The organism is Mesorhizobium sp. M7D.F.Ca.US.005.01.1.1 (assembly GCF_003952545.1).
Taxonomy (GTDB): domain Bacteria; phylum Pseudomonadota; class Alphaproteobacteria; order Rhizobiales; family Rhizobiaceae; genus Mesorhizobium; species Mesorhizobium loti.
The window spans coordinates 3,650,476-3,673,691 of record NZ_CP034453.1; the positions used below are offsets into that span (position 1 = coordinate 3,650,476).

A 23,216-nucleotide genomic window follows, 5' to 3' on the forward strand; every position below is an offset into this window, starting at 1 on the left:
AACGCTGCCGGCGCCCATCACAAAAGGTGCCGGCGGCCCGTGAAACACTGGCAGCAATTCGCGCAGGCAGCAAAATGTCCGACGACGAGATCATCCTTTCCGAACTTTCCGACGACGAGTTGGTGCAGCAGATGCACGACGATCTCTATGACGGGCTGAAGGAAGAGATCGAGGAAGGCACCAACATCCTGCTCGAGCGCGGCTGGGTGCCCTACAAGGTGCTGACCGAGGCGCTGGTCGAAGGCATGCGCATCGTCGGCGAGGATTTTCGCGACGGCATCCTGTTCGTGCCGGAAGTGCTGCTGTCGGCCAACGCGATGAAGGCCGGCATGTTCATCCTGCGTCCGCTGCTCGCCGCCACCGGCGCGCCCAAGCAGGGCAAGATGGTCATCGGCACCGTCAAGGGCGACATCCACGACATCGGCAAGAACCTCGTCGGCATGATGATGGAGGGCGCCGGCTTCGACGTCATCGACCTCGGCATCAACAATGCGGTCGAGAAGTATCTCGATGCGATCGAGCAGCATCAGCCCGACATCATCGGCATGTCGGCCCTGCTGACCACGACCATGCCCTACATGAAGGTCGTCATCGACACGATGAAGGAAAAGGGCATCCGCGACGACTATGTCGTGCTGGTCGGCGGCGCGCCGCTGAACGAGGAATTCGGCAAGGCCGTCGGCGCCGACGCCTATTGCCGCGACGCCGCGGTGGCGGTCGAGACCGCCAAGGACTACATGAAGCGCAAGCACAATGTGCGGGCTTGAGCACGGCAGTCGGCCCAAGTTTGTGACCGAGAGCGCCGTCATGCACTGGAATGGCGAGATGGCCAGAATCGCTTGGCTCGAAGGGGGCTAAGGTCCGTATGCGTATCGAGTCGATCAAAGTCTATCAGGTGCATCTGCCTGTCAAAGGCGGTGCCTACCGGATGGCCAGCGATACCGTGCAGGATCTGGACAGCACGCTCGTTGAAGTGACCACCGAGGACGGGCTGTCAGGCTGGGGTGAGACTTGCCCGGTCGGCCCTGTTTATCAGCCCCAACATGCTCTGGGTGCGAGAGCGGCAATTGCCGAAATAGCGCCTGGACTCGTCGGCGAGGACACTACGTCCATGCGCCGCCTGGCGAAAAGAATGGACGAGCGGTTGAACGGTCACAACTATGCCAAGGCGGCCCTGGATATAGCTCTCCTCGACCTCGCCGGCCAGCGGCTGGGCGTCCCGGTTTCAACACTTCTGGGCGGTGCGCTCACCGATCGTGTGCCGTCCTACTACTCGACCATTGTCGGTGCACCGGACGAGACGGCGCGCATTGCCGTCGACAAGGTCAAGGCCGGTTACCCACGCCTTCAGATCAAGATAGGCGGACGGGATCTCGAGCAAGACGTCGCCACCGTGCACAAGGTATGGGAAGCGGTTGGCTTCACGGCCCGGATAGCCGTCGACGCCAATCGTGGCCTCACCGCCGCGGCGGCGCTGCACATCGACCGGCTTTGCCCGACAATCCCGTTTGTGTTCGAACAACCTTGCAACACCATGGAGGAAGTTGCGAGCCTCAAGGGACGCGTTACCCATCCGGTCTACCTCGATGAGAGTGCCGAGGATTTGAATGCCGTCCTACGGGCAGTTTCTTCAGATATCGCGGACGGATTCGGATTGAAGGTCACCCGCCTTGGCGGCCTCACCAAGATGGTCACGGTCCGCGACCTGTGTGCGATACGATCTCTTCCGCACAGCTGCGACGATGCCTGGGGCGGGGACGTCATCGCCGCGGCATGCGTGCATCTCGCAGCTACCGTCGAGCCGAGACGTTTCGAGGGCGCCTGGATCGCACAGGAATACATCGAAGGGCATATCGACCCCGTAAATCCCGTCGTTATCGAAAACGGGCATATACGCGTCCCGCAGATGCCAGGGCTTGGTGTCAAACCTGAGCGCTCCCGGCTCAAGGGGCCTGTCGCGGCTTTCGGAGGCTGAGGATCCGTGATGTTTGTGGCAATTGTAGCTGGCTGGTGTCGTCGGCAGTTAACCGCGGAAGTGCTTTTGCGAACTTCCAGAACGTCAGGTGGCGCGCCTTGGGCTGGCGCTGCAGGACTTCATGAGCCGCAAAAAAGCCGATATGCAGGATACGTGGTACTGATGGGCTCAAGCCATCAAAAGCCGGAGATTCTGCATGAGACTGACAGTGCTCGCTGCCGCCCTTTCGATAGTCTTGCCGGCGGCCGCCGTCGCCGGGCCGGCGTCCAACGCCGTGAAGTTCTTCTATGTTCCGGCGGTCAAGTTCGAGGCCGACGAACAATATCGGGATCGATTCACCGAGCCGGTGACGAAACTGTTCGACCTGAACGACCAGGCAACGAAAAAGAACCCGGACCAGGTTGCCTGCATCGACTTCGATCCTGGTCTCGACGCCCAGGATTTCGATCAGAAGACCGTCTCGAAAACGCTGAAACTGTCTGAGAAGCTGGATGGCGACAACGCAGAGGTTACAGCGTCCTTCAGCCTGTTTTCGGAAGGCGACGATTCCAAACGTGAAATGGTCTGGTCGCTCAAGAAGATCGACGGCAAATGGAAGATATCGGACATCGCCTCCAAGACCAGCGACTGGAAGCTCAGCGCGCTGGAATGCATGGCCGGCCAGACACCGGAGTGATGCGATGGCCCGTCGCTTGTTCCTGGCACTGTCGACCATGTGCCTGCTGGCGGTGGGTCTGAGCGGTGCCGACGCCCAAGGTCTGTTGGGTGCGCCGCCGGCAAACGCCCCGGCCGACGCTGCGCCGGGCGACAGCGGGGCGCCCCCTGCAAATGCGCCCGGAGCCGGGGTGGAACCGGCAACGCCGCCGGTTGGATGGTCGCCAGCCGAAGCCGCACCGGCCGCACCGATCCAGCCGGGTTCGCCGACGGCGGTGGTGCGGCCGTTTTACGATCAGGTCGGGCTGGAGATCGATCCGTCAGAGCGCAGCCATTTCATCGATCCGGCGAAAGCCGTGCTCGACAAGAGCGACGCCTTGCGCAAGTCCGGGCAGGGCGAGTGCCTCGACCCCAACATGGCGCTCGACAATGCGGATTTTGACAAGGCCGAGATCGACAAGAGCCTGAAGACGCTCGAGGCGATCAACGGCGACCAGGCCAAGGTCATCGTCGCCTTCGTCGTGTCGGGCAACCCGCACCGGCTGGAATGGAAATTCAAGAAGGTCGACGGCGACTGGAAGATCACGGACCTATTGTCGGTGACCGGCGAATGGGCACTCAGCCAATATCAGTGCGAATGATGGCCGAGCTAGCCGCGCCCGCGATAGGGCGCCACCCCGGTGTCAGGCAGCCAACTGCCTTCCGGTGGCGCGCCTGTCTGCCAGAACACGTCGATCGGAATGCCGCCACGCGGATACCAATAGCCGCCTATGCGCAACCAGAGCGGCTTGGTTGCCGCCACAATGCGGCGGCCGATCATCACCGTGCAGTCCTCATGAAAGGCGCCGTGGTTGCGGAACGAAGTCATGAACAGCTTGAGCGACTTCGATTCCACCAGCAGCGTATCGGGTGCGTAGTCGATGACGATATGGGCGAAATCCGGCTGCCCGGTCACCGGGCACAGCGAGGTGAATTCCGGGCAGGTGAAGCGCACGATCGCCGGCGGCCCGTCGCCGCGTGTGTACGGCACGGTCTCCAGGACCGCTTGTTCGGGGCTCTGTGGCGTCTCGACGTGGGCGCCGAGCTGGGTGAGGGTTTTGGTATCGATCATCGCGGTTGTCCTTGGATTTGCCGCTCATTAGCACAATTTGAAAAAGCAGGAAGACGATGACGAGTAACGATCCGCTTCTCCAGCCCTACCAGCTCAAACATCTGACGCTGAAGAATCGGGTCATGTCGACCAGCCACGAGCCGGCCTATTCCGAGGACGGCATGCCGAAAGAGCGCTATCGGCTCTACCATGCCGAGAAGGCCAAGGGCGGTATGGCGCTGACCATGACCGCCGGATCGGCGATCGTCTCGCGCGACAGTCCGGCCGCCTTTGGCAATTTGCATGTCTATGACGATAAGATCGTGCCGTGGCTGGCCGAGCTCACTGACGCCTGTCACGAGCACGACTGCAAGGTGATGATCCAGATCACCCATCTCGGCCGCCGCACCGGCTGGAACAAGGCCGACTGGCTGCCGGTGCTCTCGGCCTCGCCGGTGCGCGAGCCAGCGCATCGTGCTTTTCCCAAGACCATCGAGGACTGGGACATCGAGCGCATCGTTGCCGACTATGCTTCGGCCGCGCAGCGCTGCCAGGCCGCAGGCCTCGATGGGATCGAGTTCGAAGCCTACGGCCACCTGATCGACGGCTTCTGGTCGCCGGCCACCAACCATCGCGACGACGAGTTCGGCGGCTCGCTCGACAACCGCCTGCGCTTCACCAACATGGTTCTCGACGCCGTGCGGTCGGCGGTCGGTGACAAATTCGTCGTCGGCATTCGCATGGTTGCCGACGAAGATTTCGAAAAAGGCCTGTCGAAGGCGGAAGGCGTCGAGATCGCAAAGCGGCTGGCCGACTCCGGCAAGGTTGATTTCCTCAACATCATCCGCGGCTCGATCGAGAGTGACGCGGCGCTGACCAAGGTCATCCCGGTGGCCGGCATGCGCTCGTCTCCGCATCTCGATTTCGCCGGTGAGGTGAGGGCGGCGACAAAATTCCCGACCTTCCATGCGGCGCGCATTTCCGACGTCGCCACCGCACGGCACGCCATCGCCACCGGCAAGCTCGACATGGTCGGCATGACCCGCGCCCATATCGCCGATCCGCACATCATGAAAAAGGTGATGGAGGGCCGCGAGCACGAGATACGCCCATGTGTGGGCGCCACCTATTGTCTCGACCGCATCTATGAAGGCGGCGAAGCGCTGTGCGTCCACAATGCGGCGACCGGCCGCGAGGCCGATATTCCGCACATCATCGTCAAGACAGAAGGACCGAAGCAGAAAATCGTCGTCGTCGGTGCCGGCGCCGGTGGCCTGGAAACGGCGCGGGTCGCGGCCGAGCGCGGCCACCAGGTGACGGTGCTTGAAGCGTCGAGCCAGGCCGGCGGCCAAATTCGGCTGGCGACGCAGAACCCGCGCCGCAAGGAATTGATCGGCATCATCGACTGGCGGCTGGCCGAACTCGACCGGCTCGGCGTCGAGATCCGCTACGACACCTGGGCGGAGAAGGACGACGTTCTGGCGCTGTCACCCGACGTGGTGGTGGTCGCCACCGGCGGTCTGCCGCAAAACCCGCCGTTGACGGCGGGCGACAACCTTGTCACCTCAAGCTGGGACATCATGGCCGGCAGCGTCAAGCCGGCCGAAAACGTGCTGCTCTATGACGACAATGGCGGCCATCAGGGCATGGGCGCGGCCGAGCTGATCGCCAATGCCGGCTCGAAACTAGAACTTGTCTCGCCGGAGCGCTTCTTTGCCCCGGAAATGGGCGGCATGAATCACGTGCCATACATGCGCGCCTTCCAGGAAAAGGGCGTCACCATCACCATCAACACACGGCTGCGTTCGGTGCGGCGCGAAGGCAACCAGCTGATCGCCGAACTGGCCTCGGATTTCGCCGACAGCTGGCGCGGTGAGCGGCGGGTCGACCAGGTGGTGGTCGAGCACGGCACGCTGCCGCTCGACGATCTCTATCTCTCGCTGAAGCCGCTGTCGAAGAATGGCGGCGCGGTGGATTACGAGCGTCTGGTGAGCGGTGGCGACATCTTTCCGGCCCGTAATCCGCAAGGCGGCTTCGTGATGTTCCGCATTGGCGACGCGGTCGCCTCGCGCAACATCCATGCCGCCATCTATGACGGCATCAGGTTCGGCTTGCGGATCTGAAATTAGGTATCGCGAGGATCGGTGGCGCGCGGTCGGACCTGCGTACGAGAGCCCGTGTACTTCGATCTGGCCGCGCGCCCGCACGTCATTGGCTCGTCGCCAGACAACGTACGATTCTGTGAGGAGGTGCGGCGTCTCAGACCATTCTCGCGACAGCCATGCACAGCACCGTCACGACCAGCAACCAGGCGGCAATGCGCTCGCCCGTCGCCATTCTGGCGCGCAGTTGCGTTTCGGTTTCCGCATTCGCATCGGCAAGTCGTCTGCTCGGCGCCCTGACCATGGCGCCGAGCACGCCGGCGGCGGCGAAAGCGGCCAGGATGCCAAGCGCGAGCACCATTTCCATCGAACCGAAATAGGCGCCGTGGAAGAAATACCAGAGCAGCGCTCCGGTCAGGAAAACCATGCCGGCCGCGCCCATCTGCGGCTGGATGAAGCGTTCGGCCCGGATATCGGGATCGCGCGCCAGCGTGATCGTGGTGCCTGCCCAGAAAACACCGGCCATGACATGAAGGCCGATAATGACGATGTAGACATACTGCATGACCGGATCTCCTCTCGCGCCCGCCATTGCACATAGAGTTAGATATCGAATGATTAGATGTCAATGTATAAAAGACAGCCAGTTCCATCTGCGGAAAACACCGTTTAGTGTCCTGCAATGACACCCTTCGAACGCCCGCCAGTTGGCATGAATCTCGGCCGAACCGCCAAGCTGGTTGCCCAGGCTTTCGACGCCGCCTTGGTCGAGGCCGGCGGTACGTTGCCGGTCTGGCTCACCCTGCTGTCGGTCAAGTCGAGCAGGCTTGCCAATCAGCGCGAACTCGCCGGCATGATCGGCATCCAGGGGGCGACGCTGACCCACCATCTCAACGCGATGGAGGCACAGGGCCTGCTGATGCGCCGCCGCGATCCCGTCAACCGTCGCGTTCATCTGGTCGAATTGACCGGGGCCGGAGAAGCAATGTTCGAGACATTGCGCAAAGCAGCGCTTTCCTTTGACAAGCGGCTGCGGGTGGGGTTGTCCGACGAGCGGCTGGCGGAGTTCGCGCAGGTGCTGGCGGCGTTGCGGGGCAATGTGGGAGGATAGGGGAGCGCGCACCCCCGATCATCGGTTCAGTCGTCGTAGCCCTGGATTGTCCCAAAGGTGTAATGGCGCAGCTTCAGCGCGGTGATCAAATTGGTCAGCTTCGTCTTGCCGTCGAAGCGGTCCTGGAACATCTCGTCATGCATCAACAGGATCAGCTTGCCGGGCTTGACGAAGCGGCCATAGCCGAAGAGGTGGTCGATCTCGCTGACCAGATGGTCGACGCTCTGCACCGGTTCGCCGTTGTCCTTGTGCACCCATTCGTGGTCCCAGCCGTAGAGATAGAAGCCTGAGGCCGCGACAAACTCGTAGTCGGGCTCTTCATGCCCCTCCTGGGCGAGGCCAAGCGAGGTGTCGTTCTTCGACATAGAGGGCAGCCTGAACACGTCGCGTCCCGGCAGCCGCGCATGCACCATCGGCTTCAAGCCAAGCACCGCGTTTGCCCGCATCATGTCGGCGACGACGCCTTCGGTGTCGGCGTAAAAATGCTGGTAGCGGTTGTTGGCGTGGCTGTAGCTGTGGTTGCCGAGCGTCACCAGCGCAAGCTGCTTGGCGCGTTGGACGAGCGCCCTGTTGCCGGCGCTCGCCTGCGCGTGCATGCCGACCATGAACATGGTCGCCGGAACCTGCTCGGCTTCCAGCACATCGAGGATGTTGCTTGTGCCGTTCAGCGGGCCATCGTCGAAGGTAAGATAGATGGTGCGATCGGCGCCATGGGCGGGGACCGCAAAAATCAACAGTGCCGCCAGGACAAACCGAAACGGTGTCATCACCCGCAATATCCGGTTGCAATCATGACAGGCGGCCATCCCCACAACGGCTTGTCAAGGCGAGCCGGTGCATGTCGCCCAAAAGTGCGCAGCGATTTTGGACAACGACATGCACAAACAAAAAGGCAAGCCTACGCCAGGCTTCCCTGCAGCACTGTCAGCTTGGCTTTCTTCGGCATGCGGGCGGTCAGCCATTCCAGCGCCTTGTCGTGCGGCATCGGGAAGGCGATGGAATAACCCTGCACCTGGTCGCAGCCGATCGCCATCAGCGAATCGAGCTCGGCCTCGGTTTCGGCACCTTCGGCAACGATCGAGATGCCAAGGCCACGCGCCAGCTCGGTGATGGCGCGCACGATCTTCGAGTTGTCGCCATTCTCATGGATGTTCTGGACGAAGCGGCGATCGATCTTCAGCCGGTCGATCTCGTTCGGGTTGACATGGCTGAGCGACGCATAGCCGGTGCCGAAATCGTCGAGTTCGAGATGAACGCCGGCTGCCCTGATATGGCGCAGCTTGGCGGCGATGCCCGTCTTCTCGTCGTCGAGGATGACGGATTCGACGATTTCCAGCGACAGTTTCTGCGGCGGCAGCCCGGCCTTTTCCAGCGTCTCGAACAAAAACGCATCGAAATCGTGCTCGCGCAGTTCGGTACCGGAAACATTGACGGCAAGCCGCCCGAAGGCAATCCCGGCGCGGTTCCATTCGGCCGCCTCGTTGATCGCCTTGGTGATGACGATGCGGCCGATCTCGGGCATGAAGCCGCATTTCTCGGCGACCGGAATGAATTCGCCAGGTGGGATCATGCCGCGCTCTGCATGGTTCCAGCGCACCAGCGCCTCGATGCCGCTGATCGTGCCGTTGGTCAGCGAAACCTGCGGCTGGAAATAGACCTGGAAGGCCCGCTCCGCGATGGCGACCTTGATGTCGTGCTCGAGTTGCTTGCGATAGTCGAGCTCGCGGCGCAACTCTTCGGAGAAGAAGGAGAAGTTGCCGCCGCCGAGCTTCTTGGCGGAGTAGAGCGCCAGATCGGCGTGGACCAGCAGGTCCTGGGCATTGTCGGCGTCGATCGGATAGACGGCGATGCCGGCGCTGGCGCCTGGTAGAATGGTCGTGCCCTGGAAGACGATCGGCTCGTTGATGTGCGCCAGGATGCGCCGCGCCAGCATGTTGATGTCTTCGGTGCCGCCGGCACCGCCGAGAATCATGACGAACTCGTCGCCGCCCAGCCGCACGCACAGATCCGACGCCCGGCAGGAATCGCGCATGCGCTGCGCCGTGACGACCAGCACATAGTCGCCGGCGGCGTGGCCGAGCGTATCGTTGATCTGCTTGAACCGGTCGAGGTCGAGCTGGACGACGGCAAGGCGCTCGCGGCGCCGGTGCGTGCCCTTGATCAGCGTGTCGAAATGGTCGGTCAGGAACGTGCGGTTGTGCAGGCCGGTGAGGCCGTCATGCACCGCGATGAAGGCCATGGAATTGCGGGCGTCGATCAGTTCATGCGTCTTGCGCAGGATGGCGTTCGACATCGGCCTGAAAATGAAGAGCGCCACCAGTATGATGACGCCGAGGGTGGCGTAGAACAATGTGCGGTGGAGGGCGAGCAGCTTCTCGGAGCGCTCATCGGCATCGGCGCTGATGCGCTGGCCAAGCGCGGCATAGCCCGACAAGGTCGCATTGGCGACAGAAGCATCGAGATTGACGCGCTCGTCGCCACCTTTGTAGCCGCCATTGCCCGTGAATCGCGATTCATAGGCCGAGATCAGGCGGTCGCCATTGGCGATCAGCCCGACCGAGAAATAATCGAGGTGAAAGGGCTTGGCGAAAAGGACACTTTCGATCGACTTCGAGTCGAGCTTGGCCGGCGATTGCGGATCGGCTCCCGTCTGCTCGAGCAGCAGATCGTAGTTCGTCTCGAACTCCGCCGTTGCCTGCTTGAGCGCGCTGACCAGCGCCGGCTGCTTGTCGCGCGAACCAGCAACCGTTGCACTGGCAAGGAAGACGATGCGCTGCGACAGCGTCTTTTGCGTGCTGACAATGTCGAGCAAGGTGTGGTTGTGCTGTTGGGTTGCCATCATCTGCTGCAGCAGGATGAAGGAGGCTATCACCATGGCCGCAATGATTAGCAGGGCCAGCCAATAGCCAGCCTTGATCAGCAATATGAGCTTGCCTGAAACGGTTTGCACCGGCTGCTGCGACATTTTCGGGGGCGGCCCTCTCGCCAACGGATTCCTGTATGAGCACCATTGAACTGCAAACGTTAACAGGACTGGAAATCGACAGCCGGCCGGCAAGGGGGAGCCGTGGAAAGATCGCGAAATGGTTATCGGCTCGTTTAGCGCTGTACCGACATTTGAGCGGTCGTCGGCCTGCCGCATTTGTCGTGGCCCCGCTTCTGCGGCCGCATGACAATCCACATCGGGGCCACATCGGGCCGCTTGCCACCGATCCGGTCGTTTTTGCGATGGATTTTTCGCGCGGACGAGACGACAGTCGGCCCACGTCAAACGAGGCTAGATCATGACCGCAGCATTCCTCTCCCACATCGACAGCGAGCTCGCGGGGCTCAAATCGGCAGGCCTCTACAAATCCGAACGGGTGATCTCTTCGACCCAGTCAGCCGAGATCGAGGTCGGCGGGCAGAAGGTGCTCAATTTCTGCGCCAACAACTATCTTGGCCTCGCCGACAGCGCCGACCTGCGTGCGGCGGCCAGCCAGGCGCTCGACCGCTATGGCTACGGCATGGCCTCGGTGCGCTTCATCTGCGGCACGCAAGAGGAGCACAAACAGCTCGAGGCGACGATTTCATCGTTCCTCGGCCTGGAAGACACCATCCTCTACGGCTCTTGCTTCGACGCCAATGGCGGCCTGTTCGAAACGTTGCTCGGTGAGGACGACGCGATCATTTCCGATGCGCTGAACCACGCCTCGATCATCGACGGCGTGCGGCTGTCGAAGGCCAAACGCTTCCGCTACGCCAACAACGACATGGCCGATCTCGAGGCGCGCCTGAAGGAAGCCAAGGACTGTCGCTTCCGGCTGATCGCCACCGATGGCGTGTTTTCGATGGATGGCATCATCGCTAACCTTCGGGGTGTCTGCGACCTCGCTGAGAAATACGACGCCATGGTGATGGTTGACGACAGCCATGCGGTCGGCTTCGTCGGCCAGAACGGCCGCGGCTCGGCCGAGCATTGCGGCGTCGAGGGCAGGGTCGACATCATCACCGGGACCCTCGGCAAGGCGCTCGGCGGCGCCTCCGGCGGTTACACCTCGGGCAAGAGCCAAGTGGTCGACTGGCTGCGCCAGCGCTCACGACCCTATCTCTTCTCCAACACGCTCATGCCGGCGATTGCCGGCGCTTCGATCAAGGTGTTCGAACTGATCCGCAATGGCGACGCCTTGCGCGAGCGCCTCTATGCCAATGCGGCGCGGTTCCGGTCGCAGATGGGCAAGCTCGGCTTCACGCTGGCCGGCGCCGACCATCCGATCATTCCGGTGATGCTGGGCGATGCCAGCCTGGCGCAGGAGATGGCCGCGCGCATGCTGAAGCGCGGCATCTACGTCATCGGCTTTTCTTTCCCGGTGGTGCCGAAGGGCCAGGCGCGCATCCGCACCCAGATGTCGGCGGCGCATTCCAGCGCCGACATCGACCGCGCGGTGGAAGCGTTTGCCGCCGTCGGGCGCGAACTCGGGGTCATTTCCTGAAAGGCCGGAATCGAAAAGCGACTCCGGATCAAGAGATTCAAGGGACAAACGCATGTCGAACATGATGAAGGCGCTGGTGAAGGCCAAGGCCGAACCGGGCATCTGGATGGAAGAGGTGCCGGTGCCGGAAATCGGCCCCAACGACGTGCTGATCAAGATCAAGAAGACGGCAATCTGCGGCACTGACGTCCATATCTACAATTGGGACCAGTGGGCGCAAAAGACGGTGCCGGTGCCAATGGTCACCGGCCATGAATTTGTCGGAACCGTTGCCGATTTCGGCGCCGCGGTCACCGAATACAAGGTCGGCCAGCGCGTGTCGGGCGAAGGCCACATCGTCTGCGGTCATTGCCGCAACTGCCGTGCGGGCAGGGGGCATCTGTGCCGCAACACCCTCGGCGTCGGCGTCAACCGTCCGGGCGCCTTCGGCGAGTATCTGGCGATCCCGCAGCACAATGTCGTGCCTATCCCCGACGATGTGCCGGACGAGATCGCCGCCATCTTCGACCCGCTCGGCAATGCCGTGCACACCGCACTCTCCTTCGATCTGGTCGGCGAGGATGTGCTGGTGACCGGCGCCGGGCCGATCGGCATCATGGGCGCGCTCGTCGCGCAATGCGTCGGCGCGCGAAAAGTGGTCATCACCGACATCAACCCGGTGCGGCTGGCGCTGGCGAAAAAGCTCGGCGTCCAGCATGTCGTCGATGCGTCGAAGGAAAAGCTGCGCGAAATCATGCCGGCGCTCGGCATGACCGAAGGCTTTGATGTCGGCCTCGAAATGTCGGGCGCTGCACCTGCCTTCCGCGACATGATCGACACCATGAACAATGGCGGCAAGATCGCCATTCTGGGCATTGCGCCGACCGGTTTCGAGATCGACTGGAACAAGGTCATCTTCAAGATGCTGCACCTCAAGGGCATCTACGGCCGTGAGATGTTCGAGACCTGGTACAAGATGATCGCGCTGGTGCAGGGCCCGCTCGATGTTTCCGGGCTTATCACGCACCGGATCGGCATCGACGATTTCCAGGCCGGCTTCGATGCGATGCGCAGCGGCAGTTCCGGCAAGGTGGTGATGGACTGGTAGGCGCCTAATAAGAGGCGTTGCGCTGTCCCGCTAATATGTCGGCATTTCTGTTCCCGACCTAGCCTTTGCCCAACGCAGCCTGCAGCGCCGCCAGTCCGTTCGCGATCGCTTCGCGTTCGCTGACGCTCAGTTTCGCCAGCAACTCCCGCTCGAACGCCTTCGCCAGCGGCACCATTTCGCGATAGGCGGCAAGGCCGGCCTTGGTCAGCGCCAGATGCTCGACCCGGCGATCATTCTCATCTGGTGTCCGCGTGAGCCAGCGCCGCCGTTCGAGTTCAGCAACAGCGCGCGACACCTTGGTCTTGTGCATTGCCGATTGCTCGCCGATTGCAGACGCCGTCATTGTTCCATGCTGCCCAAGCCCGGAAAGGGTGCGCCATTCCGGCCGCGTCAGGCCATGGCTGTCCTTGTATATTCGCGAGAATTCGCGGCTGACGGCGTCGGCAAGCCGGTAGAGCCGGTAGGGCAGGAAATTCTCCAGATTGAGAATTTCAGGCTCGTCGGACGCTTCGCTCTTGATCGCCATTTTTCAAAGTCGCCATTGATGGTTACATTTTCGATGGTTACAAATGAAACCAGTTTGGTCAATTGAGATCCATTCCGGGAGGAAGCAATGGCCTTTTCCTACATGCCGGGTTTCGGCAACGACTTCGAAACCGAGACGCTGCCCGGTTCGCTGCCGCAAGGACGGAACTCGCCGCAGCGGCCGGCCTACGGGCTCTATGCCGAGCAGCTTTCGGGCTCGCCCTTCACCGCCCCGCGCGGCACCAATGAGCGCTCCTGGCTCTACCGCATCAGGCCGAGCGTCAGGCACACCGGCCGCTTCAAGCCGGCGAGCTATCCCTTGTGGAAGAGCGCGCCCAATGTCGGCGATCACGAACTGGCGCTTGGCCAGTATCGCTGGAATCCGGTGCCGATGCCGAAGGAGCCGACCGATTTCATCGCCGGTATGCGCAGCATAACCACCGCCGGCGACGTGCTCGGGCAGACCGGCATGGCAGCCCACGTCTATGTCGCCAACACCTCTATGGTCGACGATCATTTCTTCAATGCCGACGGCGAATTGCTGATCGTGCCACAGGTCGGCGCTTTGCGCTTCGTCACCGAGATGGGCGTCATTGAGCTTCGGCCCGGCGAGATCGCGGTGCTGCCACGCGGCCTCGTCTTCAAGGTCGAGTTGGTCGACAGGCAAGTGCGTGGCTATGTCTGCGAGAATTGCGGCGCCAAGCTGACGCTGCCCGACCGTGGTCCGATCGGCGCCAACTGCCTGGCCAACCCGCGCGATTTCAAGACGCCTTGCGCCTGGTTCGAGGAGAAGGAAACGCGATGCCGGCTGACGGTGAAATGGTGCGGCAATTTCCATGTCACCGAGATCGGTCATTCGCCGCTGGATGTCGTTGCCTGGCACGGCAACTATGCGCCCTACAAATATGATCTGGCGACCTTTTCGCCGGTCGGAGCGCTGCTGTTCGACCACCCCGATCCGTCGATCTTCACAGTGCTGACGGCGCCGAGCGGCGAGGAGGGCACCGCCAACATCGACTTCGTCATCTTCCCGCCGCGCTGGCTGGTGGCCGAAGATACGTTCCGGCCGCCCTGGTATCACCGCAACATCATGAGCGAGTTCATGGGGCTGATCCACGGCCAGTACGACGCCAAGGAAGAGGGTTTTGTGCCCGGCGGCATCAGCCTGCACAATCTGATGCTGGCCCATGGGCCGGATGCGCCTGGCTTCGAAAAAGCCTCGCGCGCGGACCTGAAACCGGTCAAGCTCGACAACACCATGGCCTTCATGTTCGAGACCCGCTACCCGCAGATGCTGACCCGCTACGGCGCCGAACTGGAAACCCGGCAGGACAATTACATCGACTGCTGGGCGGACCTGAAGAAGCGCTTCAACGGCACGCCTGAGGGCGACTGGTCTTGAGCACAGAGCCAATGCCGGATCGGCTGGTGATTTTGGGTTCGAAGGGCGGCCCGGCGCTGCGGCCAGGTGGCCCATGGCCGAGTTCGTCGCTGCTGGAGATCGGCGGCCGCAGCATCGTCGTCGACTGCGGACTTGGCGTGACGCGTGGTCTGGTCGATGCCGGTATCAGCCTGAAGGCGCTCGACCTGATCTTCATCACGCATTTGCATTCCGACCATGTGCTGGAATTGGGGCCGTTGATCCACACCGCGTGGACAGCGGGCTTGGCGACGCCCGTCGGCGTGTTCGGTCCGCCCGGCACGGGTCATTACTGGCGGCGTTTTTGCCAGGCGATGGAGTTCGACATCGAGATCCGGATCGTCGATGAGGGCCGGCCGGATATTCGTGAGCTGGTTTCGATCGTCGAATTCGGCGAAGGCCAGGTGGTCGAACAAGGCGGCTTGACGGTTTCGGCGCTGCGCGTCGAGCATCCGCCGGTGGCCGACTGTTTTGCGCTGCGCTTCGAGCATGGCGCCAAAAGCGTGGTGTTCTCCGCCGACACGGCCTTTTATCCGCCGCTCGCCGATTTTGCCCGGAGCGCGGATATCCTGGTCCACGAGGCCATGCTGGAAGAAGGCATCGAGCGGCTGGTGGCCAAGACTGGCAATGGCGCGCGGCTGAAAGACCATCTGCTCGCCAGCCACAGCTTTGCCGAAGAGGCGGGACGCATCGCCAGCGATGCAGCCGTCCAGAGACTGGTGCTCAATCATCTCATTCCGGCCGACGATCCCGGGATCGGCGATGCCGACTGGATAGCCGCTGCCAGGAAAACATGGGGCGGCGACTTGACGATCGCCCGCGACGGCCTTGTTGTGGGGTTAAGCAGCGCCAAAGCTGCAGCAGGAGAGGAAACCGCATGAAGCTTGCCACATTGAAGGACGGGACGCGCGACGGAAAACTCGTCGTCGTCTCGCGTGACCTGACACGCTTCACCGACGCCTCGTTCCTGGTGCGCACGCTGCAGGCGGCGCTTGACGACTGGCGGCGCATCGCCCCACACCTCACGACAATAGCGGAATCGCTTGAGAACAATGCGGTGCCGGCGGAGCGCTTCCACGAGCATGACGCCCATTCGCCGCTGCCGCGTGCCTATCAATGGGCTGACGGCTCGGCCTATGTGAACCATGTCGAACTGGTGCGCAAAGCGCGCGGCGCCGAGATGCCGGCGAGCTTCTGGACCGATCCGCTGATCTACCAGGGCGGTTCGGACGCCTTCATTCCGCCACGCGATCCGATCCGCATGGCCGACGAAGCCTTCGGCATCGACATGGAAGGCGAAGTCGCTGTTGTCGTCGACGATGTTCCGATAGGTGCAAGCCTCGAGGAAGCGCGCGCCGCGATCAGGCTGGTGATGCTGGTCAACGACGTCACGCTGCGCGCGCTCACCGGGCCGGAGCTGGCCAAGGGATTTGGGTTTTTCCAGTCAAAGCCGTCCTCGGCGTTTTCACCCGTCGCGGTCACGCCGGACGAACTGGGCGACGCATGGGACGGCGGCAAGGTCAATCTGCCGCTGCTCGCCGATCTCAACGGCAAGCCGTTCGGCCGGGCCAATGCCGGTATCGACATGACCTTCGACTTTCCGGCGCTGATCGTTCACGCGGCAAGGACACGTCCATTGGCCGCCGGCACGATCATCGGGTCGGGGACTGTTTCCAACAAGCTCGACGGCGGGCCGGGCAAACCTGTCTCGGCTGGCGGCGCCGGCTATTCCTGCATCGCCGAACTGCGCATGACCGAGACCATTGTGTCAGGCGAGCCCAAAACGCCGTTCCTGCGCTTCGGCGACACGGTGCGCATCGAGATGAAGGACAAAGCTGGGCATTCGATCTTCGGCGCCATCGAGCAGAAGGTCGAGAAATACGAGAGGTAAGGGAATGGCGGGGGTCTATCTGCTGGCCGGTGTCTGGGCACTCGCCATACTGGCCGCGTTCATCCAGGCGATCCGGCTGAGTTACCGCATCGAGGCGCGCTCGCCTGACCTGACCAACCGCAGCGGCTTTCCGCGCAAGGCGATGATGTTCCACACCATCACCAATAGGAACGTCGCGCGGGACGTGGAAACGCAGGGCATGCGTCGGCGCATGAACCGGCTACTGCTGATCGTTCTCGCCGGTTTTGTCGTCATGTGGGCGGGCTTGTATCTGGTGCGGTCGACCGGATGACGTCATGAACCTGCTGGATCACCTGCGCCGCATGGCCTGCAACAATCTCTGGTCGAACGACCGGCTCTACCGCGCGGTACTGTCGCTCCAGCCGGGTGAGTTCGAGGCCGAACGCACCAGTTTCTTTCCGTCGATCAAGGCAACGCTCAACCACATCCTTGCGGTAGATCTTCTCTATCTCGATTTTCTCGAAGAGGGTGGTCTCGGTGCTGCGGCCCATGACGACTTCGTGTCGTTCGACGAGCCGCGAGCGTTGTTTTCCGCCCAGGTCGCAGCCGACCGGCGGCTGATTGCCTTTTGCGATAGGCTGTCGGAGGCTGATCTCGATCAGCAGGTTATCACCGACCGGCGCGAGGACGGCATGATCCCCGAGCGCATCGGCGATATCCTCGCCCACGTCTTCCTGCACGACATCCATCATCGCGGCCAGGTGCACGCAATGCTGTCCGGCACTTCGGTCAAGCCGCCGCAACTCGACGAGTTCCTGCTCGATTATGATGCGAAGCTGAGGGAGAAAGAGGTCGAGCGGTTGGGGCTCAAGATCTGAACTCGCTCATGACCCAAAAGCAGGGTCATGCGCAATCCGCCCGACCTGAACGCTATTCGGCCGCCTGAACCTTGATCACCCCGCGCTTGATCTGGTCCTGCTCGATCGATTCGAACAGTGCGCGGAAATTGCCTTCACCAAAACCCTCGTCGCCCTTGCGCTGGATGAATTCGAAGAAGATCGGGCCGATCACGGTTTTCGAAAAGATCTGCAGCAGGATCTTGGTCATGCCGCCATCGACCACGCCTTCGCCGTCGATGAGGATGCCGTGCTTCTTCATCCGCTCGATCGGTTCGTCATGGCCGTTCACCCGGTCGTACGACATGTCGTAATAGGTCTCCGGCGGGCCGGGCATGAACTTCAGCCCGTTCTCGGCGAGTCTGTCGGTGGCGGCATAGATCTCGTCGGTGCCGACAGCGATGTGCTGGATGCCTTCGCCATTGTACTTCTTCAGATACTCGGCGATCTGGCTGGTCTCGTCCTTGGACTCGTTCAGCGGAATGCGGATCTTGCCGCAGGGCGAGGTGATGGCGCGGCTGACCAGGCCGGTGATCTTGCCGTCGATGTCGAAGAAATGGATCTGCTTGAAGCCGAACAGATTGCGGTAGAAATCCCACCATTTGTCCATCTGGCCCCGATAGACATTGTGGGTCAGGTGATCGAGATAATAGAAGCCGACGCCTTCCGGCCGTGGGTCACGAGCGCCCAGCCACTCGAACTCGGCATCATAGGCCGAGCCCTTCTTGCCATAGGTCTCGATGAAATAGAGCAGCGAGCCGCCAATGCCGACGATTGCCGGCACGTCGAGCGCCTTGTCGGCGCCTTCGTAAGGCGTGGCGCCCTTGGCAACGGCATGATCGAAAGCGTGTTTGGCATCGACCACCCGCCAGGCCATCGAGGCAGCACAAGGCCCGTGCTTGTCGACGAATTTCATCGCATGCGAGCCGGGCTCGGCATTGACGACATAGTTGATGTCGCCCTGGCGCCAGATGGTGATGTCCTTCGTGCGGTGCTTCGCCACCGCGACATAGCCCATGCGGGTGAACAGTTCGGCCAGCTTCTGCGGCTCCGGATGCGCGAATTCGACGAACTCGAAACCATCGGTGCCCGCCGGGTTGTCCTTGCTGATCGTCGCGGGCGGGGCGTCGTGCGGGAAGGGACCCATGATATTCCTCCGAAAGCTGGTTTGGCCTGAAAAGGCCATCTGACGCCATCATAGCGCTGATGGAGTGCATGGTGCTTGCATTCAAACGCTTGAAATGATGATGTCGTGCGTGAAGTGTGCATGATGTGAGACAAAACCATGGATGAGACGCGTATTGATCAGTTTGATCGCAAGATAATGGCGCTGTTGCAGAGTGATGCGCGGTTGACCAACAACGATCTTTCGGAGCGGGTGAACCTGTCGGCGTCGCAATGCTCGCGCCGCCGCCAGCGGCTGGAAGAGGACGGCTTCATCAAGGGCTATCGTGCCGTGCTCGACCGCGACAAGCTCGGTTTTTCCCTGGTCAACGTCATCTCGGTCACGCTCGCCACCCACAACCGCGACAACGCACGGCGCTTCGGCGAACTGGTGGCACGGCTGCCGGAGGTGCAGGAAGCGCACGCGCTGACCGGTGAGATGGATTACATCCTGAAAGTGGTGACGCCCGACCTGAAGTCGCTGTCGGAATTCGTCAACGGCGTGCTCTTACCACACGAATCCGTGCAGCACGTGAAAACGGCGATCGTGCTGGAGACGCTCAAGGAAACCGGCGCGCTGCCGATCTAAATCTTGGGCCGATCTAACCCTTCGACTGCTGGATCAACCCATACAGATTCGTGCAGCGTGCGCCCGAGCGGCAGTAGGCAAAGACCGGGCCGTCAAGCTCATCCAGCGCCTCGGCCTGATCGTCGACATTCTCGGCCGTGATCTGGCCGCTGATAACGGGGATGTAGCGGAAGGCGAGGCCCGCGGCTTCGACCGCTGCCTTGACGGTGTCGGCGGAAGGCTGGCCCGGTTGTTCGTCATCGGGCCGGTTGCAGATGATGCTCTTGAAGCCGGCTTCCTTGATGGCGGCGACGTCTTCCGGCTGGATCTGGCCCGAGACCGAATAGTCCTCGCTGATTTCGCGGTATTCCATGGCAGTGTCCTCGCAATCTGATTTGGCGGGAGTCTTGCCACTCCCTGACGTGGCCGGCAACTCGAATCCTATGCCGCGGCCGGTTGAGCGAGCCTTGCCCTGGCGAAACGCGCCACGACGATGCCGGCAATCACCGCCGCAACGAAGATCGCTGTCGCCGAATAGCCAAGGCCAAGGGCAGGGATGGCTCCGCCGGGACAGAAGCCGGCAATGCCCCAGCCGATGCCGAAGACGGCGGCGCCGCCAACCAGCTCCGTGTCAATGACCCGCTTTGTCGGCAGCGCGAAGGAGGTTTCGAACACCGGCGTCTTGCGCCGACCGAATACGATGCGATAGCCGACGAAGGCGACCGCAAGGCCGCCCGCCATGACGAAGATCAGGCTTGGATCCCATGTGCCGGCAATATCGAAGAAATTCAGCACCTTTGCCGGATTGATCATGCCGGAAATGGCGATGCCGAGACCAAAGACCCCACCGATCAGAAATGCGGAGACGAGCTTGTTCACGGGTTCAGCCTCCGATCACGTGGCGGATGATGAAGACGGTGGCGAAGGCGGCGACCATGAAGGTCGCGACGGCGACCATCGAGCGTGGCGACAGCCGCGCTATGCCGCAAATGCCATGTCCGCTCGGGCAGCCGCCACCGAAATGCACGCCGATGCCGACCAGGAAGCCGCCGCCGACAAGTGCCAGCGTTGGCATAGGCACGCTGAGGGCGATGTGTCCGCCAGCAGCCTGATAGAGAAGCGGCGCCGCCACCGCGCCGGCGAGAAAGGCGGCCCGCCAGCGCCATTCGGGAGAAAGCGGCGGGATGACCCCGGTGAGGATGCCGGTCATCCCGGCAATCCGGCCATGCAAGGCCATCAAGAGCACCGCCGACAGGCCGATGAGAGCGCCGCCAAGCAGCGATTGGAGAGGCGTGAAGTTTGTCATGGCAATGCCGGCTTTCGAGCTGCGGTCGATCCGCGTCTTCGCGCGGCTTGACACCATAGCGCAGATAGACATTTCCGGCGAAGAATCCAACTCAGGCCCAGAGCGGAAACGGAAGGCGGAGACTGGCTCCGCCTTTCCGAGAAGAGCTTCGATCAACTACCGAGAATGGCGCCTTTGATCTGACGGATATTGTTGTGCATCATGTCGATATAGGTAGCAGCCGGGCCGTCGGGCTGCGACAGCGCGTCCGAATAGAGCGTGCCGCCCACCTTGATCCCGGTCTCGCTGGCGATCTGCTCGATCAGGCGCGGATTGGTGATGTTCTCGACGAAGATCGCCGCGGCCTTGTCCTGTTTCACCTGGGTAACCAGCTTGGCGACGTCGGCGGCGGACGGTTCGGAGTCGGTCGAGATGCCTTGCGGGGCGAGGAAGGTCAGGCCGTATGCGTGTTCGAAATAGCCGAAGGCGTCATGCGAGGTGATGACGACGCGCTTGCTCTCCGGGATCGAGGCGATCGCCGCTTTCACTTCACCTTCGACCGCGTCGAGCTTCTTGGTGTAGGCGGCGGCGTTGGTCTGGTACCTGACGCAGCCGTCCGAATCGGCCGCGCAGAAGGCCTCGGCGATGTTCTTCACGTAGATCCTGGCATTGGCGATCGACTGGAAGGCGTGCGGATCGGTGACCGTCTTGCCGCCGCCGGTGCCGGCACCTTCGGCTGCGTCGGCATCGGCGAATTCAGGCTTGAAATCGATTGGCGTCACCCCCTTGGTCAAGGTGATGATCGAGGCCTTGGTGGCGCTGGCGTCGACCAGTCGCTGCAGGAAACCTTCGAAATGCAGGCCGTTGACCAGCACGATGTCGGCCTTGGCCATTGCTACCGCATCGGCCGGGCTCGGCTCGTAGACATGGGCATCGCCATCCGGCCCGACGATGGTGGTGACATCGATGCGGTCGCCGCCGACATTTTTGGCGAAATCGGCAATGACGGTGAAGCTGGCGACCACTTTCAGCGGTGCAGCGAAGGCCGACGATCCGCCAAAGGCAGTTAATGTTATAACGCTCATCGCCAAGGCGGCATGGATCGATTTCAGCATAGGCGGGTCTCCTTTTAGGGGCGGGGGATCAGGCCGTTCTGTGACGGTGGTGGATGATGCGCGCGCGCAGAATGCCGCGCGTGCCAAACAGGATCGAGGCGAAATAGACGACGCCGGCCGACAGGATGATCGCCGGGCCGGACGGCAGCGACGCATGATAGGACAACAGAAGCCCGGCGACGCAGGAGGCAAAGCCTATCAGCACGGCCAGCACGCACATCGGCTCGACGCGTACGGTCCAGAAGCGGGCGGCGGCGGCTGGCAGCATCATCAGTCCTACCGACAGAAGCGTGCCTAGTGCCTGGAAGCCGCCGACGAGGTTGAGCACGACGAGGCCGAGGAAGATGAAATGCACCGGACTGCCGAGCCGGCTGACCGAGCGCAGGAACAGCGGGTCGAGGCATTCAGCGACCAGCGCTCGCCAGAAGATGGCAAGGCTGACCAGTGTCACCGCGACGATGCCGCCGATCAGCGTCAAGGCTTCATCGTTAAGCGCCAGCACGGTGCCGAACAGCACATGCATGAGATCGACGCTGGAGCCCCGGATCGACACCATCAGCACGCCGATGGCGAGCGAAATCAGATAAAACGCGGCCATCGAGGCGTCCTCACGCTGGATCGTGAAGCGCGAGACGGCGCCGGCGCCGAGCGCGACGATGACGCCGGCGATCAGGCCGCCGATGGTCATCGGCAGGATTTCCAGCCCATAGAACAGGAAGCCGGCGGCGGCACCGGGCAGGATGGCATGCGCCATGGCGTCGCCCGACAGGCTCATCCGCCGCAGCATCAGGAAGACGCCGATCGGGCAGGCGCCGAGCGACAGCATCAGCGAACCGATCAGGGCTCGCTGCATGAAGCCGAAATCGGCGAAGGGTGCGATGAAAAGACCGTAAAGCGTATCCATCAGGCAGCCCTCGGTCCGACGCCATGGTGATGATCATGGCCATGATGGTCGTGATCGTGACCATCAGCGTGCTCGCCTGGCTCGCACCAGGGCGCATTCTCTTCCCAGGCTTCGTGGAAACGGCGGGCGCGCAACAGGTTTTCAGGCTTCAGCGTTTCCCTGGTTTCGCCCCAGGCAATCGGCTGGCGGGCAAGCAACAGTGTTTCGGGGAAATTCTGTCGCACCAGGTCCAGATCGTGGACGACCACCATGATGGTGCGTTCCTCGCCGTGCCAGTGCTTGATCAGGGCAATAAGGTCGCCGACCGTCTTGGCGTCGACGGCGTTGAAGGGTTCGTCGAGCAGGATGAGGTCGGCGTCCTGCAGGAGGACACGCGCAAACAGCGTACGCTGCAACTGGCCGCCCGAAAGCGTGTCGATCGGCCGCTTCTCGAAGCCGCCGAGGCCGACCGCCATCAGCGCTTTGCTGACATCATCGCGATCTTGCTTGCTGTAGCGGCCAAGCAGGCCGCGCCGTGGCCACAGGCCGAGCGAAACCAGATCCACTACCCGCGCCGGAAAGCTGCGGTCGAGCTCGGACTGCTGCGGCAGATAGGCGGCGCGAACGCCGGGCGCGCGGATAACCTCGCCGGCCATCGGCTTCAGGACGCCGACAATACCTTTCATCAGCGTCGATTTGCCGGAGCCGTTGGCGCCGACGACGGCCGTCAGCGAGCCCTTGCGGATGGTGCCGTCGAGATGATGGATTGCAGGGTGGCTGCCGTAGCCAAGCGTCAGGTCGCGGAATGTCAGGCAGGTGTTTGTCATTCTGCGATCCGTGAGGGCGGCGAAATCCGGCTGCGGGCAGCGGCCGATTGGATATGTGATGTTATTACATTAGTCAACAAGCCAATCCGGCGGAATTGCGGCTGGCGGGTCAACTTGCCGTGTGGGGATATCATATGCCCTTGGCCCAAGGGGATTCGACTTGGCGACCTTGCCCGAAGCTGGCGGCAAC

At 62.3% G+C, this 23,216-nt stretch carries 27 protein-coding genes; 15 read left to right on the forward strand and 12 right to left on the reverse strand.

Annotated elements, in window-relative coordinates:
* Window positions 1-74: 74 nt before the first annotated feature.
* The 4 genes from EJ076_RS17450 (at window position 75) to EJ076_RS17465 (ending at window position 3,270) form a co-directional block, all read left to right on the forward strand.
* Window positions 75-767: a B12-binding domain-containing protein gene (locus EJ076_RS17450; protein ID WP_126068724.1), complete on the forward strand. Its 693-nt coding sequence runs from the start codon at window positions 75-77 to the stop codon at window positions 765-767.
* A 98-nt stretch (window positions 768-865) separates the two neighbouring features.
* Window positions 866-1,975 (forward strand): mandelate racemase/muconate lactonizing enzyme family protein, encoded by a 1,110-nt coding sequence (locus EJ076_RS17455; RefSeq protein WP_126068725.1) that lies wholly within the window; start codon window positions 866-868, stop codon window positions 1,973-1,975.
* Between the two features lie 196 nt (window positions 1,976-2,171).
* Window positions 2,172-2,651 (forward strand): DUF3828 domain-containing protein, encoded by a 480-nt coding sequence (locus EJ076_RS17460; RefSeq protein ID WP_126068726.1) that lies wholly within the window; start codon window positions 2,172-2,174, stop codon window positions 2,649-2,651.
* Window positions 2,652-2,655: 4 nt separating this feature from the next.
* Window positions 2,656-3,270, forward strand: a complete 615-nt coding sequence (locus EJ076_RS17465; protein WP_126068727.1) for a hypothetical protein — start codon at window positions 2,656-2,658, stop codon at window positions 3,268-3,270.
* Between the two features lie 8 nt (window positions 3,271-3,278).
* On the opposite strand, the gene queF is transcribed toward EJ076_RS17465, so the two are convergent.
* The gene (queF, locus tag EJ076_RS17470) at window positions 3,279-3,740 is read right to left on the reverse strand and encodes a preQ(1) synthase (RefSeq protein ID WP_126068728.1); all 462 of its coding nucleotides are present in this window, start codon (window positions 3,738-3,740) and stop codon (window positions 3,279-3,281) included.
* A gap of 56 nt (window positions 3,741-3,796) precedes the next feature.
* Here queF and EJ076_RS17475 point away from each other — a divergent pair, with 56 nt between their 5' ends.
* Window positions 3,797-5,842 (forward strand): NADH:flavin oxidoreductase, encoded by a 2,046-nt coding sequence (locus EJ076_RS17475; protein WP_126068729.1) that lies wholly within the window; start codon window positions 3,797-3,799, stop codon window positions 5,840-5,842.
* 136 nt (window positions 5,843-5,978) lie between these two features.
* Here EJ076_RS17475 and EJ076_RS17480 read toward each other — a convergent pair whose 3' ends face one another.
* Complete coding sequence (locus EJ076_RS17480; protein ID WP_126068730.1) at window positions 5,979-6,386, reverse strand: hypothetical protein; 408 nt, start codon at window positions 6,384-6,386, stop codon at window positions 5,979-5,981.
* Window positions 6,387-6,503: 117 nt separating this feature from the next.
* On the opposite strand from EJ076_RS17480, the gene EJ076_RS17485 reads away from it, so the two are divergent.
* Window positions 6,504-6,932, forward strand: a complete 429-nt coding sequence (locus EJ076_RS17485) for a MarR family winged helix-turn-helix transcriptional regulator (protein ID WP_126068731.1) — start codon at window positions 6,504-6,506, stop codon at window positions 6,930-6,932.
* 26 nt (window positions 6,933-6,958) lie between these two features.
* Here EJ076_RS17485 and EJ076_RS17490 read toward each other — a convergent pair whose 3' ends face one another.
* The gene (locus tag EJ076_RS17490; protein ID WP_126068732.1) at window positions 6,959-7,699 is read right to left on the reverse strand and encodes a polysaccharide deacetylase family protein; all 741 of its coding nucleotides are present in this window, start codon (window positions 7,697-7,699) and stop codon (window positions 6,959-6,961) included.
* Window positions 7,700-7,830: 131 nt separating this feature from the next.
* The gene (locus EJ076_RS17495; protein WP_126068733.1) at window positions 7,831-9,897 is read right to left on the reverse strand and encodes an EAL domain-containing protein; all 2,067 of its coding nucleotides are present in this window, start codon (window positions 9,895-9,897) and stop codon (window positions 7,831-7,833) included.
* 35 nt (window positions 9,898-9,932) lie between these two features.
* Between EJ076_RS17495 and EJ076_RS17500 the strand changes: the two genes are divergently transcribed.
* The 3 genes from EJ076_RS17500 to tdh are packed head-to-tail and all read left to right on the forward strand — an operon-like array spanning window position 9,933 to window position 12,491.
* A complete protein-coding gene (locus EJ076_RS17500) occupies window positions 9,933-10,220 on the forward strand; it encodes a hypothetical protein (RefSeq protein ID WP_126068734.1) in 288 nt (95 codons plus the stop codon).
* Window positions 10,217-11,404 carry a glycine C-acetyltransferase gene (locus EJ076_RS17505; protein WP_126068735.1) on the forward strand — a complete coding sequence of 396 codons (1,188 nt, stop codon included), beginning with the start codon at window positions 10,217-10,219 and terminating at the stop codon, window positions 11,402-11,404. The genes EJ076_RS17500 and EJ076_RS17505 overlap by 4 nt, the downstream gene beginning before the upstream one ends.
* A 52-nt stretch (window positions 11,405-11,456) precedes the next feature.
* Complete coding sequence (gene tdh, locus EJ076_RS17510; RefSeq protein ID WP_109672387.1) at window positions 11,457-12,491, forward strand: L-threonine 3-dehydrogenase; 1,035 nt, start codon at window positions 11,457-11,459, stop codon at window positions 12,489-12,491.
* A gap of 58 nt (window positions 12,492-12,549) precedes the next feature.
* On the opposite strand, the gene EJ076_RS17515 is transcribed toward tdh, so the two are convergent.
* Complete coding sequence (locus EJ076_RS17515; RefSeq protein WP_109672389.1) at window positions 12,550-13,017, reverse strand: MarR family transcriptional regulator; 468 nt, start codon at window positions 13,015-13,017, stop codon at window positions 12,550-12,552.
* An 87-nt stretch (window positions 13,018-13,104) separates the two neighbouring features.
* Here EJ076_RS17515 and hmgA point away from each other — a divergent pair, with 87 nt between their 5' ends.
* From hmgA to EJ076_RS17540, 5 genes are read left to right on the forward strand one after another with little or no spacing between them, the layout of a single operon-like run.
* Window positions 13,105-14,418 (forward strand): homogentisate 1,2-dioxygenase, encoded by a 1,314-nt coding sequence (hmgA, locus tag EJ076_RS17520; RefSeq protein WP_126068736.1) that lies wholly within the window; start codon window positions 13,105-13,107, stop codon window positions 14,416-14,418.
* A gap of 11 nt (window positions 14,419-14,429) precedes the next feature.
* Window positions 14,430-15,317, forward strand: coding sequence for an MBL fold metallo-hydrolase (locus tag EJ076_RS17525; protein ID WP_164548858.1), 888 nt, complete (start codon window positions 14,430-14,432; stop codon window positions 15,315-15,317).
* Window positions 15,314-16,327: a fumarylacetoacetate hydrolase family protein gene (locus EJ076_RS17530; protein WP_126068738.1), complete on the forward strand. Its 1,014-nt coding sequence runs from the start codon at window positions 15,314-15,316 to the stop codon at window positions 16,325-16,327. Before EJ076_RS17525 ends, EJ076_RS17530 begins: the two co-directional genes overlap by 4 nt.
* A 4-nt stretch (window positions 16,328-16,331) precedes the next feature.
* Window positions 16,332-16,619: a hypothetical protein gene (locus EJ076_RS17535; protein WP_126068739.1), complete on the forward strand. Its 288-nt coding sequence runs from the start codon at window positions 16,332-16,334 to the stop codon at window positions 16,617-16,619.
* A gap of 4 nt (window positions 16,620-16,623) precedes the next feature.
* A complete protein-coding gene (locus EJ076_RS17540) occupies window positions 16,624-17,166 on the forward strand; it encodes a DinB family protein (RefSeq protein ID WP_126068740.1) in 543 nt (180 codons plus the stop codon).
* A 52-nt stretch (window positions 17,167-17,218) separates the two neighbouring features.
* Here EJ076_RS17540 and hppD read toward each other — a convergent pair whose 3' ends face one another.
* The gene (gene hppD / locus EJ076_RS17545) at window positions 17,219-18,331 is read right to left on the reverse strand and encodes a 4-hydroxyphenylpyruvate dioxygenase (protein WP_126068741.1); all 1,113 of its coding nucleotides are present in this window, start codon (window positions 18,329-18,331) and stop codon (window positions 17,219-17,221) included.
* 138 nt (window positions 18,332-18,469) lie between these two features.
* Between hppD and EJ076_RS17550 the strand changes: the two genes are divergently transcribed.
* The gene (locus tag EJ076_RS17550) at window positions 18,470-18,937 is read left to right on the forward strand and encodes an Lrp/AsnC family transcriptional regulator (protein WP_109672406.1); all 468 of its coding nucleotides are present in this window, start codon (window positions 18,470-18,472) and stop codon (window positions 18,935-18,937) included.
* 13 nt (window positions 18,938-18,950) lie between these two features.
* Here the strand turns inward: EJ076_RS17550 and EJ076_RS17555 are convergent, their stop codons facing one another.
* The 6 genes from EJ076_RS17555 to aztA form a co-directional block, all read right to left on the reverse strand.
* On the reverse strand, window positions 18,951-19,289 hold the full coding sequence (locus EJ076_RS17555; protein ID WP_126068742.1) for a TIGR01244 family sulfur transferase: 339 nt from the start codon (window positions 19,287-19,289) through the stop codon (window positions 18,951-18,953).
* A gap of 68 nt (window positions 19,290-19,357) precedes the next feature.
* Complete coding sequence (locus EJ076_RS17560; RefSeq protein WP_109672412.1) at window positions 19,358-19,795, reverse strand: DUF6691 family protein; 438 nt, start codon at window positions 19,793-19,795, stop codon at window positions 19,358-19,360.
* Window positions 19,796-19,799: 4 nt separating this feature from the next.
* Complete coding sequence (locus EJ076_RS17565) at window positions 19,800-20,279, reverse strand: YeeE/YedE thiosulfate transporter family protein (RefSeq protein ID WP_342770068.1); 480 nt, start codon at window positions 20,277-20,279, stop codon at window positions 19,800-19,802.
* Between the two features lie 95 nt (window positions 20,280-20,374).
* Window positions 20,375-21,316, reverse strand: coding sequence for a zinc ABC transporter substrate-binding protein AztC (aztC, locus tag EJ076_RS17570; RefSeq protein ID WP_126068743.1), 942 nt, complete (start codon window positions 21,314-21,316; stop codon window positions 20,375-20,377).
* Between the two features lie 28 nt (window positions 21,317-21,344).
* Window positions 21,345-22,220: a zinc ABC transporter permease AztB gene (gene aztB, locus EJ076_RS17575; protein ID WP_109672416.1), complete on the reverse strand. Its 876-nt coding sequence runs from the start codon at window positions 22,218-22,220 to the stop codon at window positions 21,345-21,347.
* The gene (gene aztA / locus EJ076_RS17580; protein WP_126068744.1) at window positions 22,220-23,026 is read right to left on the reverse strand and encodes a zinc ABC transporter ATP-binding protein AztA; all 807 of its coding nucleotides are present in this window, start codon (window positions 23,024-23,026) and stop codon (window positions 22,220-22,222) included. Before aztA ends, aztB begins: the two co-directional genes overlap by 1 nt.
* Between the last annotated feature and the right edge of the window lie 190 nt (window positions 23,027-23,216).